Source organism: Terriglobus sp. (assembly GCF_965201105.1).
In the GTDB taxonomy this organism is placed as follows: Bacteria; Acidobacteriota; Terriglobia; order Terriglobales; family Acidobacteriaceae; genus Terriglobus.
Genome location: NZ_OZ241741.1, coordinates 1,210,591 through 1,223,771, shown reverse-complemented (window position 1 = coordinate 1,223,771; position 13,181 = coordinate 1,210,591). Strand labels below are relative to the sequence as shown.

Here is a 13,181-nt window from a genome sequence, read left to right as displayed (position 1 = left end):
AAAGCAGTGAAAAGCATGGTGTCGAAAAGAAAACTGCCCGGCCAGGTGGCCAGGCAGTTCCTGTCTGGTTTGCAGATGCGACTACATGCCAATCGGCAGGCCTGGTTGCTTCGGCTGCTGATACACGCGGATGGCGCCCTTGGCTTTGTAACGGTCGAGCAGTGTGCCCATGTAGACGCCGAAGACTTCGGCGCGCTTGCGTTCGATCAGCTCCGTGCGGCGGGTCGCATACGTCTTTGCGATCTCGTCCGGCGAGGGCTCCTGCTTATCCAGCACCTGCAGCACAGCGCCCGAACTGCCGCTGTTCAGGCCACCCGTGATACCGCCCTTGGGCAGATCAAAAGCGACGCTGGCCGGGCCGCTCATCTGGCCCACATCCGGAACGTTGGCATCGCGGCCCACCAGGTCGCTGGTCTTGACCGGAACGTTCTGCTCCGCTGCCGCCTTGCGCAGATCGTGCAGCTCCTGCGCGCGGGTTGCCAGCTTGGTCAGGCGTGCCTGCAACAGATTGGGTACCTGATCTGCCCTGTAATCGTCCAGCAAGTGCCCTTTCCACTCCGCAAACGTCGGTGCGTGCGCCGCGTGAATGTCGTCGGTGCTGTACACCACAAACTCGCCTGTACCTGCCGATGCAACGCGAGGCGCGTCCCCCTTTTTCTGGGCGAAGGCACCTTGCAGCATCTGCGTGGCATCGGGCAGGCCGGCCACGGGTCCGCCGGAAGGCACGTAGTCCGTCGTGGTTGCATGCAGGTTATGTGCGGCTGCGGTCTTGTCCAAACCGTTCTTTGCGGCTTCTGAGGCAAGCTGCGAGGCAAAGCTCTGTAGTGCTCCCGCTGACTTCTGCTGCTCCAGAATTGGCCGAATCTCCGGCGCAACTTCACTCAACGGCTTGTCGTGAGCCTCGTCGCGGGCTTCCGCCTGAATAATGTGGTAGCCGAAATCACTACGAACCAGATCGCTGGTCTCACCCGGCTTCAACGCCATGGCGGCCTTTTCAAACTCGGGCACCATCTGGTGGTTGCGCTTCACATAGCCGAGCTCGCCGCCTGAGTCCTTCGACCCGGGATCCTGCGAGTTTGCTTTGGCCAGTGCGGCGAAATCAGCGCCCTTGCGAATCTGGTCGAGCAACGATTGCGCTTTGGCCTTTGCAGCAGCGTCTGTCTTGGCGTCGGCTCCCTTTGGCGCGCTGATCAGGATGTGACGGACCTTGACCTGTTCATCCACGTGGTAATCGGCTTTGTGGGCGTTGTAGTACGCCTGCAGGTCGGCATCCGTCACCTGCGGACGCCCGCCAGGCAGGTTGCCGGCGTCGACGGCGATGAAGGTAATCTTGCGCTCCTCCGGGATTGCCGTCGCATAGCGCGCCTGATTCTTCTGGAAAAAGCTTTGCAGTTCGCTGTCAATTGGGTTGATCGCTTTTGCCACATCGTCCTGCGTGATGGCGGCGTAGTCGAACTTGATCTTGCTTCCCTGCTGGCGAACCTCTTCGCGAACGGCGTTATCGCTCACGGCAGCGTTCGCGGTGATAAACGCCACCAGCTTGCGCTGCGTGAGTTCATCGCGCAGCTTGTCCTCAAATTCCTGGGTCGAGGCGAAGCCGATCTGCTGGGTTACGAACTGGCGATACTTGTCGTCACCGATGTATTGACCGCCGGGAAAGAAGAGCTGGCCAAGCTGACCGTGCTGCAGGTCGTAGCGCACGTCCTCGTCGGTGGCGATCAGGCCGAGCCGCTGCGCTTCCCGCTTTTCCACGGCGCCGGCGAGCAGAATCTGCTGGGCCTGCGGCTGTAGAAATTGCGCGAACTGCGCGGGGTAGCCCTGGCGCTGCGCAAGGTTATTCGCCAGGTTGGCAACCTCGGTGCTCTGAATGTTTTCGGAGCTGCCGAAAAGCCGGCCAATCACGCCAGGCTCTCGCACCGTGGCGTATACACCCTGGGGCGCGCCGGCGAAGCCCTCATAAATGCCGGGAACGAGCGTAACCACCATCGCGATGATGGCCGCGCCGATGACCACACCGAAGATCGCCTTGGTCAGGCGATTGTCACTCTGCAGAAAACGAATCATGTCTGGTGGTGGGACGAAAATCCTTGTTGAAGTGCTGCGCGCCAGACGGCCGCAGTGCATACGCGGCATTGCGCCGCTTCACGCCGAAGCGCTGCTTTCAGTATAGAGCAGCGAATGAGGCGCCTACGCCGCGGCTTCCAGCAGCATGCGCTGCTGCAGCAGGCTGACCAGCGCTCGTTCTTCTTCGTTCAGACCATGCCGATCGTCGGCTTCGGCGATCGCCTGGCCGTGTTCGGCGATCTGCTCGTCCAACTGTTCCTTGGCCTCTTCTTTGCTCATGCCGCCCATATAGGCGTCCAGCACGGCGGGATGCACATAACATTTGCGGCAGACGGAAGGCGTGTTTCCAAGCTCAGAGGCGACCTGCTTGATGGCGGTGACGATGTTTTTCTTCGCCTCGGTCACGTTCCGAAACGGTTCGAATCCATGCAGCATCTTGGCTGCCATCACTGTGCCGTGCCAGGTGCGGAAGTCCTTTGCCGTGAAGTGCTGGCCTGTAATCTCTCGCAGGTAGTCGTTGACCGCCTGCGAGTCAATGACGTGGTGATTGCCGTCATGGTCCAGGTACTGAAAAAGCTCGTGGCCGGGGATGTCTTCGCATTGGCGAATGATGCGGGCAAGCCGCTTGTCGTGCAGGTGGATGGTGTGATGGACCCGGCTCTTGCCCTGGAAGCTGAACGTGACCTCGGAGCCGTGGACGTCGACGTGCTTGTTGCGCATGGTGGTCAGACCGTAGGAGTGATTTTCCCTGGCATATTCCGTGTTGCCAACACGAATGTGCGTGGCCTCCATAAGGCTGACGATGGTGGCGAGCACCTTGTTCCGCGGCATTTCATGCAGCCCCAGGTCGTGGTGCACACGGGCACGGATGCCGGGTAATGCCTCCGCAAAGTGGGTCATGCGCTCGTACTTGTTCTCGTCGCGGATGGCCCGCCACTTGGGGTGATAGCGGCTCTGCTTGCGTCCCCGCGCGTCGCGGCCAGTGGCTTGCAGATGCCCGTTTGCTTCTTTGCAAATCCACACATCCACCCAGGCAGGCGGGATCACCAGAGACTTGATGCGGGCGAGCGTGTCCGCGTCCTTGACAGGCGCTCCATCAGGATTGGTGTAGCGGAAGCTGTCGCGAACGCGCTTCCGGGCGATGCCGGGGCGGTGGTCCGTCACATAGCGAAGACCTGCCGCCTTTGCGAAATCCGCGGGATCGTTCAGGACGCTGATGGACTCCACTTTGCGCGTGGAGGGTTGCCGCTTCTGCCTGGATCGGGCCGTTACTTTCAAACTCATCGCACCGTTGGATGCGGCGAAAGGATGTGGCGGCCCGGTTGCGGCGCAAGCGGCGGCGGGTCAATGTTCCACGTGGAACAATCACCTGGGCCATACAAATGTAACGCGGACAGGGTAGACAATCACCCGTTCGTGTTACGCAGGGTGTTCTGAGAACGGGAATATCGAGTACTGGAGATCGCGAGAAAGCTGGCGAGGACTTCGGGATGACGAGATCGTGCAGTTCGTCACCCTGGCGGTCGAGGCATGCCATGTTGCGACAGGCGGCTCAAACACTTTCAGCCGGAAGGTAACGCGGCCTCAGTAGTAATAACCGCGCCGGTAGCCGTATGGATAGGCGTACGGTCCGGGATACGGGGCTGGGTATGTACCGTAGCCGTAATCCGGAGGCGGAAGCGGCTGGCGTGCGCCCTCTGGTCCGGCATAGCTGCCCAGCCGCTGCATTTCGGCCTCGGAAACGGTGACGAGGTCGACGGGTGCGGTGAGTGGGAACCGCAAGAGCGCTTCCGCCGGAATATGGGCATTCCCGCCACCGCTGATCGCGGAAGCGCCCAGGCCGGCCGCGCCGCCAACCCCGGCACCAATTGCGGCGCCGGTACCGCGCCCGGCAATGGCTCCGATAATCGCGCCAACAGCGGCGCCGCCAATGGCGGAGTTTACCGACTGGGCCGCTTTGTCATGACCGGTAACGGTGAACGCCTGGCTTTGCAGCGGGATGACCTGTCCGCCCAGGTGGAGGGCGTTGAGTTGCAGGGTGAGAGTGCCGCGACCCTTGAGCGCGCCGGCATCCCTGGCTCCGACCACGGTACCCTGCACCTCGGCCCCGCGTGGAATCGCAACCTGGTTGGCCGCAATGATGTCGTTTTCAACCACCGCGTTGAAGGTGGAACCCGGCTGGGCGTCACCGCTCGAAAGCCAGCGCGTGATACGGACCGGCAGCACAACTCCTGGAGCAAGGGTCACGTGCTGGCCGCCCGGCTGCCCACCCTGTGGGGCATACCCGTAGGGCTGGCTGTAACCCCGCTGCTGCGCCTCATACTGGCGGCGGTACATGCCAGGTGCGGGCTGTTGGGGATAGCCGTTATTGGTCGCATACGGCCCTTGCTGCTGTGGGTACTGCTGTTGGGGGTAGCCCTGTTGAGGGTATGTCTGCTGCTGTGGGTAGCCCTGTTGGGGGTATGTCTGCTGCTGTGGGTAGCCCTGTTGAGGGTATGTCTGCTGCTGTGGGTAGGGCTGTTGCTGCGGGTAGGGCTGTTGCTGTGGATACGGCTGTTGCTGCGGGTAGGGCTGCTGTTGGGGATAGGGCTGACCAACCTGCTGCTGCGGGCTCGGCAGCGGGTAGGGCTGCGGCAACTGCTGAGGAGCCTGCGCACGAGCTGTGTCCGGAGTCGCCGGCTGCGGCGTGGGGCCGTTTGACTCGTTCAATGCGTCCATGCCTGCCTGCTCATTTGCAGTCCGCTGGGCATCATTGGCCGGCTCCGCACTCGCTTCAGTTCCCGTGTTGCCGATCGTGAGCTGGTCGATGACCTTCTTCACGCCCGCGGTGTGCGCCACCACCTGCTCGGCATCGGTGCGCGTGGCCTCGTCTGGGACGGAACCTGTCAGCGTCACGGTGCCGAAGGCGGTTGTTGTTTGAATCTGTTGCGAGGCGAGCCGGTTATCGGCGGCCATCGCCTTCAGCACGTTGGCCTGGATCAGGGCATCGCTGGTGGTGGACTGCTGCGCGATCGCGCCGGTGGCAAGGACGGCAGAAACAGCTAACGCTGCCGCAAACCGAAAGCTCTGATGCATGGTGCTACTCCACATGAGACGGGGACGTCGCCGCTCGCTAGCGGTTCAGACGCAGTTCCGCAGCCGAAGTTGCGGAACTCGCCTTCATCATTGCTTTCCCTGACGGGTGACACGAACGAGAACTTGCAGGATGCGCGTCGCGGCTTTGATCGATGCTTTCCAGTCACCCGAAACCTTGGAAACGCCGCCGTAGCGGACACGGTAACTGACAGGGACCTCAAGGATGCGCAAGCGGTGCTGCACGGCCTTGATCTGCATTTCAAGGTTCCAGCCGTAGGTGCGCTCCTGCATGTTCAACGACGCCAGGGCGTCGCGGCGGATCGCGCGAAAGGCGCACATGTCGGTATAGCGAAAGCGGTACACAAGCCGGACGATTTGCCCGACGAACCAACCCGCGAAGATCTGCGAACCGAGCATGGAGCCGGGCTGCCGGAAGCGGCCCTGGCGGTCGCCACCGAGGCGCGTGCCGATTACAAAGTCCTGTTCACCCCGTTCGATGGGTTCGACCAGCTCGGGCAGGTGCGCGGGGACGTCGGCACCATCGCCGTCCATGAAAACGAGGATGTCGCATTCGGGCCAAGCAGCGGCTACACCGGCCAGGCAGGCCGAACCGTAACCGCGTGGAGCGTTGACGACCCGCGCGCCGGCGGCGGCTGCGACCTGTGCGGTTGCGTCGGTACTGCCGTTGTCGACGACGAGGCACTCATGGATGTGCGGCCACGGCAACTCGCGGACGGTGAAGCCGATAGATTCAGCTTCGTTCAGGGCGGGGATGATGACGGCGACGCTCATGCGGAGGTCCGCTGTGGGTGCCATGGCAGCGGCAGCGGCAATGTGCTCTGCCGGCCCCACCGGCGCCAGGCGAGCCACAGAACCAGGGCGATCAGGGTTGCGCCGTACACCCGGGTGTTGGCGTGGAACATCTTGGGGCCGGGCTCAGCGTATTGGGTCGTCAGCCAGTAAAAGATGCTGTAGGTGTAGACGAACCCGGGGAGCTCCGGCAGCAGCACGAGAAATGGAATCAGCCAGGCCACGTACCAGGGATAATGTGGCGAAAACAGCAGCATGAGCGCAAAAGCAAGCGCGGCCGCGGGAGCGACGAACGCCGTACCGGGCTGGCGATTCGCACGCCAGCACCAGACCAGCAGCGGCAGGAACACGAGAACGCAGAGCGCCAGGAAAGCTGGAATGCCAAGGCTGCCCAGGCCGGGCACACGGCGCGCGGCGTCCAGCACGAAGTAGCGCGAACCGGAGCTCATGCCCTCCTCAGAGGCGTAGCCGCCAGCGAAGCCGAAGACCTTCACGCCTACGCTGGAGTAGATCGCGTAGCCGCCGACGACCCCGGCTGTAAGTGCCGCGGGCATGCGCCAGTCGCGCCGCCGCCACAGGGCGGGAAAGAGCAGCAAGGGATAGAACTTGATCATGACGGCCGCACCCAGGGCGAAGCCAGTAAGCCACGGGCGATTTCGGAAGCGAAACAGGAGCGCAAGGCAGATGGCTGCGATGACCGCTGCGTCCACGTGGCCACTGGAGCCGAACTCCCAAATGCAGAGCGGGCTCCAGGCATAGACAATCGCCTCTTCGCGGCGGCGGCCCATCGCTTCCAGGATGCGCACGAGCGCGAACACGGTGACGCCCTCTAACGCATACATGGTCAGCTTCATGAGCGTGAGCGTGGGCGAGAACCAGGTTGCGACCCAATACAGCATCTGGGCTACGGGGGGATAGATGGTCGGCGCATAGTCGCGGCGATTGATGTAGGGAAAAATGTCGTCTTCGCGCAGGGATCGCAGGTGTTCGTTGCCCGGAAAATAGCGGTACGGGTTGATGCCGTGGTGCTGCACGTAGCCGTCCCACACGTAACGGTAGATATCGCTGGAAAGATGCGGCTCCGGCGTGAGCAGGGCAAGACGGCACAGCAGCGCAGTGGCAGCGATGATCCAGAAGGTGCGGCGGTCCACGGGTTGCGTCCACACAATGATGGCCGCGGCGAAGTACACGGCGAGCGCACAGGTGGACGTTTCGGAGTAGCCGATGACGAAATCGTCAAACTCGACGGCAAGGTGCCGCGAGAGGAAGAGCAGCGCCAGGCCGAGCAGGGTGAGAATGACGTTGGTGTGGGTGGCGGAGCCGCGGTAGAGCAGGTTGCGGAAGGAAGACGTCATGGTCGAGCGGTTCTCCCCGACGGTATGAAGCGGTTTAAATGCGGGTTTCGGTGTGCAAGCACCGAGTTCACTATGCAGGACGATGGAGCTGTCCTGCTCCGGTCGAAATGACAACGTTGCGTATGAGAGAACGAGCTTTGGCGGTCGCTGTGCTCATACCGGAAGGAAGATGCTCATTGCGCACTTGTAACGTTTGCCGGACGCCAGGAGACTTCGCCGGCGGAGGCCAGGTCTGCGAGGAAAACGCGGGAGTGCGGGGCATCGTAGCCGGCGACGGTCGCGAAGTGAGGGCGCGCGCCGTCGAGCAGTTCCGCGGCGAGCACCTGGAGCGTGGCGCCGTCGTCCACGTCGTACCAGGTGGGTAGAGGGACGACGTTGAGGTCGGCTTCGGCGCAGCGCTCGAGCGTCTCGGCGAAGACGAATTCGGTGCTCCAGGTGATGCGCTCGAAAGGGGCGACGTGCGGCTGCTTGAGACCGATCAGGTAGTAGCCGCCGTCGTGCGAACCGCCCAGAACCACGCGGTCGCCGGGTTCGCTGAGGGCGTTGACGGCCTGCTGCAGCGCGGTGTGCGGCAGGGTCGGCGAATCGGAGTCGATCAGGCAGACCGAGCCGAAGCCGCAGGCGAAAAGGTCGGTAGCGGCCAGGTGGAGGCGTTCGCCGAAGCCATCGCCGCGCTGCGGAATGAGTGAGAAGCCCGGGGGCGCGATGCCGGTGAACGCCGCTTCATCGCCGACCGGCGTGTAGCAGAGGACGCCGACGCCGCCCTGCACTTGCGCGATATTCGCCGTGGTGTCCCGCAAGAAACAAACGTTGAGCGCGGCAGATTGTTCCAGCGTAAGCGGCGGTGCGAGCCGGGTTTTTACCTTGCCTGGCCGTGGCGCCTTTGCCATGACGGCCAGCGCGCACAGGCCCTGAAGTTCAGTGCGCGGGGAAGCGGGATTCAGAATCGAATACGGTGGGGCGGAAACTGGATCAGGCAACACACGGCTCCAGCAGCGTTTCCGTGGCGCGCGGCAGAGCGGCCTCTTCCGCGGCGCAGGGCTTGGTGCAGACCGCCGTCTGGTAGCGACCCTCGCGGCGAAACGCGATGTGCTGCCAGGGCTGTGCCTCGACCAAGGAGTGAAATTCACCTTCTGTCATGGTCGTCACGCGGTGGGGTTCGACGTAAGGAACTTTCGTGAATGAGGTGAGCTTTGCGAGCAGCCACATGACGCTGAGCGGAAACTGTGTCCGCGCGCTTTGCACGGGCTCCGCGACGAAGCATTTGCCGCCGGGGCGCAGCACTCGAAAGATTTCGCGCATGACATCGTCCCGGTTGGGAACGACCAGGAAGAGACGGGAGACGACGATCGCGTCCACGGTGCCGACGGTGGCGGGAAGCTGGTGAACATCGGCAAGGTGGAAGCTGCAGTTCTGGAGCTTCATGGCGGCGGCGCGAGTGCGAGCGCGGGTGAGCAGCGCCTTGCTTAGGTCAATCCCGGTGGTACGGAGATCTGGATATTTTTCCGCGAAGCGGCAGGCGTAAAAGCCCGGTCCGCAGCCAAGTTCCAAAAGGTGGGTTCCAGGCGTGGGTCCCTGATCGCGCCAGAAGTCCTTGGCGATTTCCGGCGAGTGGTCATGAAAGAGGTGTTCGCGGCAAAGCGCGTAAAACCAGCCGCAGCGCTCAAACAGGCTGTCGGACGGAGGACAACAGCCACCGACGATGTCTGTGCTGACGGGTTCTGCCATTACGATGCGCTCCACGCGGCGCACAGGCCGCTCTTGCTTTGCGTCCATTTGTCGGTTGCCGCGCGACATGTCTACGGCAATCGTCCTGCGTTTGGATGCAGAGAACAGCCTAAGCATACGGTGTGGCGCGGTGTGACGGCAATGCAATGGTTGCGTGTTGCGAAAGTGGCCTTTCGCCGGGTTACGGATGGTCGGCGAGCTCCCCCTGCACAGCTTCGTCGAAAATGATGCCGTTCTTCTGGAGCAGATCGCCAAGAGAGCGGTCAAGGGCGAGCTGCGCTTTCTGATAATCGGACCGTGCGGCGACCTCAGTGGACCGTGCTTGCGCGAGGTATGCCTGGTCCTGCACGATGAGGAAGTTGGTGCTGGCACCCACGGCAAATTTGTCGATCTCTGCCTGAAGCAGCTGCTGTTGGTAGTTGCGGCTTTCCACGGCAGCGGCGTAGGCCTGGTGCGCGTTTTCGAGCGCCACGGTTGCGTTCTCGACCTGCTGGCGAACGTCATTCTCAAGTTTGGCGGCCCGGCCCTGGGATTGCCGAAGCTGGACGGCGTCGCGGGCCGCGTCGGCCTGCGCGATGCGGTTTCGCAGAGGCAAGGTAAGCTGGATGCCGCCCTGGTAGATGGTGGAAAGCCGGAGACCGCCCTGCGTAAGCGCGGCGGGAACCTGCGCATTGCCGGTGCCAGGCGAACCGAGCAGTTCGTAAGGAACCAGCGATGATCCCCTAGTCTGCACGTTGGCATAGAGGTTGAGCAGGGGTTTTACCCCGTTTGCCGTGCCGCGCGCGGCAATTTCGTTTGCCTGGACCTGGATACCGGCCTGCAGGAGGTCGGGACGGGTGGCGAGCGCGTCCGCGGTGAGTCCGGGAACGTCGAGTTGAGGCGGCGTGGCGGGGACCTGGATGCGGTCTGTTGGAACGATGGAGGCGAACTGCGTGACCGGATCTCCAACGCGGCGCAGCAGATTCTGGCGAAGAATCACTTCCTGCTGGCGGTACTCTCCACGAGCCTGGATGAGGTCGAGCCGGCTGGCCGCGAGCAAGGCCTGCACTCGCGTGAGCTCGATGGGTGCGAGCGTGCCCTCAGCGACCTGGCTCTGGTCGTCACGGAAGAGGCGTTCCGCGGCCGCGAGAGCTTCCTCTTTGACGCCGATGTTTTCGCCCAGCGAGACCAGATCGTAGTAGAGCCGCGAAGTGCCATAGACGGTCTCAAGCAGCTGCTGTTCGAAGAGCAGACGCGAAACCTGCTGGTCGAGCCGCGCAATGCGCACGAAGCGAAGGTTGACTGCCCTGCCCCGGCCGCGCAGCAGAGACTGCGTAAATGTGACGTTTGTCGAAGGTGCGTGGAATGGATTGTATTGCGAGGTTTGTGAGTACAGGACCTGTGGTGCGTTACTCACAAAGGCTTCGATCTGCGCGCCGAAGGAGAAGCCCTGCTGGTAATCGACGCCCGTGTTCACGAAGGACAGCGGCTGACTGCTGACATCGGAGCCGCTTCCTGCTGCTGCGCCGGTTCCCGTGCCCGTGGTGCCATTGCCAGTTTCGATGAGCGATTTCTGGTCGGAGCGGCGCAGGTAGCCGGCCTGTGCCGTGACGATGGGGTCGAAGAGCGGGACCTGCGGGCCAGGCGCATAGGCAAGACTGTTTGTGCTGCTGAGTGTCTGCTGCGTCGTGTTGCCGGCCTGGGTGATCTGGCTCAGGTCTGTCACCTGCGGCGCCGCCGCGGCGGTTGTGCCGTTGGTCGCGGCGTTGAGCAGCGGACTGGTTTGCGCGCCGACGCCCGGAGAGGTCTGCGTAATGTTGTAGTCGAGGCCGCGAAGGTTGCCACCGCCTTTCGCACGAATCAGGTCCGTGTCGGCCAGCAGGATGTTGTAGCGGCTCACCTCAACGTCAAGATTGTTTTCAACGGCGAGCGCGATGGCGTCGTGCAGCGAAAGGTACAGCTTGCCGTCGCGAACGAGCGAGTCGATGCGCGCGGGATTGGCGGCCGGCACAGGTGGCACGTGCGCGGCACGATACGGCGCAATCAAGCGGAATGGGCTGGTCTGAAAAGGTGCTGAGGCTTCGCGCCTGGGTGCGTTCGTATTTGTGCGGACCTGCTGCGTCTGTTGGGTGCCGCCGATCGCACCGGGTGTTTCCGGTGTTAGAGGCTTCACATCCCGCAGGTCGACAGAAGTCCCGTCCGGCCGCGGCAGAGGGGCGTCCGGGGACACATTTGGCTGCTGCGCCTGCGGCAACGGCTGCTGACCAGGAGCGTTGGGGACGGGCGGCGTTGCCGACTGGGGCGCGCTGTAGGGCGCGGGTTGCTGGCGGCCTTGCGGATCCTGCTGTGCCGGCAAAGGCAGCGCTGCGAGCAAAACCGCAGCGATGCTGAGCGGCCATGCGCGGCGCGCCGGGTGAATGCGGCCACTCATTGGCTCGCCGACTTTCCGTTGCCGGACTTTTGCTGTGGGCCGTGCTGCTTTACGTTCTGGCCCTGTTTGCTGGTGCCGTTGTTTTGGCCGCGGTTGCCCTTGTTGTTGGTGCCCTCAGGGGTGGAGTTCACGATGCTTTGGTCGCCGTACTGGTTGGGGCCGCTGTCCGGTTCACGGCGGGTCGGAGGCTGCGCGCCGGTGCCGGTCGCCTCCGCCTCGCTCTGCTGGGTGAGCTCCGGACGGACAGTTGCGCCTTCGCGTACGCCGTCGCTCACGCTGGTGATGACGGTGTCACCTTCGCGGAGGCCGCTAACAATTTCTACCGAAGGGCCATAGTCGCGGCCGATCGTGACCGGGACAAAGTGCACATGATTCGTCTGGTCGACAACGGCGAGCGTCGTGCGGTCGTTGCGGATCACGACGGCGTCACCAGGGACGGCGAGCGGCGCCTGACCTCGCACCTGCTGGAATGTAACAACGGTGTACATACCGGGATAGAGACTGCCGTTGTGGTTGTCGACGTCCACCTCCGTCAGCATGGTGCGAGTGTTCTGGTCGAGCGAGTTGGCGGCCCGTGTCACGGTGCCGCGCACGGGTGCGCCCATATGTTCCTGTGAAAAGACCGAAGCGGTCATGCCGGGGCGGATGCTGGTTGCATAACCCTCGGGCACACTGACCAGGATGCGCAGCGTGTTGATCTGCGCGACGGCAAAGATGGGTCCGCCCTGAGCGCCGCCGGTGGTCGGCGACGACACGCTGGTGGACGTGCCGCTGGTGCCGCTGGTGTTCGCGGAGGCGGTGCCCGCGGAACCGCCGTTGGTGGACGAGGAGGTCGGATTCGACGCGTTCATGGCTGCGCCGTTGCTGCCCACCAGCGCTCCGACGTCGGCGTTGCGCTGCGTAACGATGCCGTCAAACGGGGCGGTCACACGCTCATAGCTTTGCAGTGCGATGACGCGGCGGAGGTTTGCGCGGTAGCTTTCCACGTTGCGCTGGGCGGAGGCGACGTTGGCAAGCTGAGTGCGATAGTCGGTTTCGCGCCGATCGCCATCCTGACGGGAGAAGACGCCTTTGGCGACCAGGGTGCGCCAGCGCTCCCAGGTGACGCGCGTCAAGTCGAGCTGTGCCTGCTGCTGTGCTTCCTGAGCCTCGGCCTGGCGGAGTTGTTCGCGTGCCTGATCGACTTGCTGGTCGAGGTCTGGTGCGTCGATCAAGGCGAGAAGCTGACCCTTGCGGACGTGGTCGCCAATATCGACGAAGCGCCGCTTCAGGTAGCCGTTGGAACGGGCGTAGAGAAATGCCTCAGTGAGCGGTGCGGTCGTACCCGGGACTGTGAGCTGGCCGGGGGCGGCGGTGCGGCTGACCCTGACGACATCCACTTGTGGCTGTTCGCGTTCCCGTTGCTGGGCTTCGGCCTGAATCCGTTTGTTACGGTTGTGGCGCGGCAGATAGCCAACAAGAAATATGAGCAGCAACATGCCCAGAGCAGTAGCACCCCAGAGCAGGATCGGCTTCCAGTTCCGGTGTTTCTGGCGGTGGCGTTTGTCGAAATCCTGTTGCACGTCGCGGTCGTGCTGCACCTGCTGGTGGCGCTTGTGTGCCGCCTGACGCGCGAGCGATTCCTCATGCTCCCACTCGGCGCGGGTCATGCGGCGGTCGGGGTCTTCGCTGATCGCGCGGAGCCGCTCGTCTTCCGAATAGATCCGCTGCTGCAGGTCGTCGCTCATGCGTGGTGGGTT

General features: G+C 63.2%; 9 protein-coding genes. All 9 read right to left on the bottom strand.

Translation table 11 applies throughout. The features are described from left to right. Window positions 1-81 precede the first annotated feature (81 nt). Window positions 82-2,064 carry a peptidylprolyl isomerase gene (locus tag ACOFKT_RS05360; RefSeq protein ID WP_419806386.1) on the bottom strand — a complete coding sequence of 661 codons (1,983 nt, stop codon included), beginning with the start codon at window positions 2,062-2,064 and terminating at the stop codon, window positions 82-84. A gap of 123 nt (window positions 2,065-2,187) precedes the next feature. Beyond that, window positions 2,188-3,348, bottom strand: a complete 1,161-nt coding sequence (locus tag ACOFKT_RS05355) for a DNA topoisomerase IB (RefSeq protein ID WP_419806385.1) — start codon at window positions 3,346-3,348, stop codon at window positions 2,188-2,190. A gap of 300 nt (window positions 3,349-3,648) precedes the next feature. Then, complete coding sequence (locus ACOFKT_RS05350; protein WP_419806384.1) at window positions 3,649-5,139, bottom strand: BON domain-containing protein; 1,491 nt, start codon at window positions 5,137-5,139, stop codon at window positions 3,649-3,651. Between the two features lie 87 nt (window positions 5,140-5,226). Beyond that, window positions 5,227-5,955, bottom strand: a complete 729-nt coding sequence (locus ACOFKT_RS05345; RefSeq protein WP_419806383.1) for a glycosyltransferase family 2 protein — start codon at window positions 5,953-5,955, stop codon at window positions 5,227-5,229. Next, entirely contained in the window at window positions 5,928-7,304 is a 1,377-nt protein-coding gene (locus ACOFKT_RS05340) for a glycosyltransferase 87 family protein (protein ID WP_419806382.1), read from the bottom strand. Before ACOFKT_RS05340 ends, ACOFKT_RS05345 begins: the two co-directional genes overlap by 28 nt. Before the next feature lie 173 nt (window positions 7,305-7,477). Then, window positions 7,478-8,284, bottom strand: a complete 807-nt coding sequence (locus ACOFKT_RS05335; protein WP_419806381.1) for a TIGR04282 family arsenosugar biosynthesis glycosyltransferase — start codon at window positions 8,282-8,284, stop codon at window positions 7,478-7,480. Then, window positions 8,277-9,080 (bottom strand): class I SAM-dependent methyltransferase, encoded by an 804-nt coding sequence (locus tag ACOFKT_RS05330; RefSeq protein WP_419806380.1) that lies wholly within the window; start codon window positions 9,078-9,080, stop codon window positions 8,277-8,279. The genes ACOFKT_RS05335 and ACOFKT_RS05330 overlap by 8 nt, the downstream gene beginning before the upstream one ends. A gap of 133 nt (window positions 9,081-9,213) precedes the next feature. After that, complete coding sequence (locus tag ACOFKT_RS05325) at window positions 9,214-11,442, bottom strand: TolC family protein (RefSeq protein WP_419806379.1); 2,229 nt, start codon at window positions 11,440-11,442, stop codon at window positions 9,214-9,216. Then, complete coding sequence (locus tag ACOFKT_RS05320) at window positions 11,439-13,169, bottom strand: efflux RND transporter periplasmic adaptor subunit (RefSeq protein WP_419806378.1); 1,731 nt, start codon at window positions 13,167-13,169, stop codon at window positions 11,439-11,441. The genes ACOFKT_RS05325 and ACOFKT_RS05320 overlap by 4 nt, the downstream gene beginning before the upstream one ends. Window positions 13,170-13,181: the final 12 nt, after the last annotated feature.

Excerpts from the sequence above, each read along its gene's own strand:
- ACOFKT_RS05360 (WP_419806386.1), bottom strand. The coding sequence starts at position 2,064 with ATGATTCGTTTTCTGCAGAGTGACAATCGCCTGACCAAGGCGATCTTC.
- ACOFKT_RS05355 (WP_419806385.1), bottom strand. The coding sequence starts at position 3,348 with ATGAGTTTGAAAGTAACGGCCCGATCCAGGCAGAAGCGGCAACCCTCC.
- ACOFKT_RS05350 (WP_419806384.1), bottom strand. The coding sequence starts at position 5,139 with ATGCATCAGAGCTTTCGGTTTGCGGCAGCGTTAGCTGTTTCTGCCGTC.
- ACOFKT_RS05345 (WP_419806383.1), bottom strand. The coding sequence starts at position 5,955 with ATGGCACCCACAGCGGACCTCCGCATGAGCGTCGCCGTCATCATCCCC.
- ACOFKT_RS05340 (WP_419806382.1), bottom strand. The coding sequence starts at position 7,304 with ATGACGTCTTCCTTCCGCAACCTGCTCTACCGCGGCTCCGCCACCCAC.
- ACOFKT_RS05330 (WP_419806380.1), bottom strand. The coding sequence starts at position 9,080 with ATGGACGCAAAGCAAGAGCGGCCTGTGCGCCGCGTGGAGCGCATCGTA.
- ACOFKT_RS05325 (WP_419806379.1), bottom strand. The coding sequence starts at position 11,442 with ATGAGTGGCCGCATTCACCCGGCGCGCCGCGCATGGCCGCTCAGCATC.
- ACOFKT_RS05320 (WP_419806378.1), bottom strand. The coding sequence starts at position 13,169 with ATGAGCGACGACCTGCAGCAGCGGATCTATTCGGAAGACGAGCGGCTC.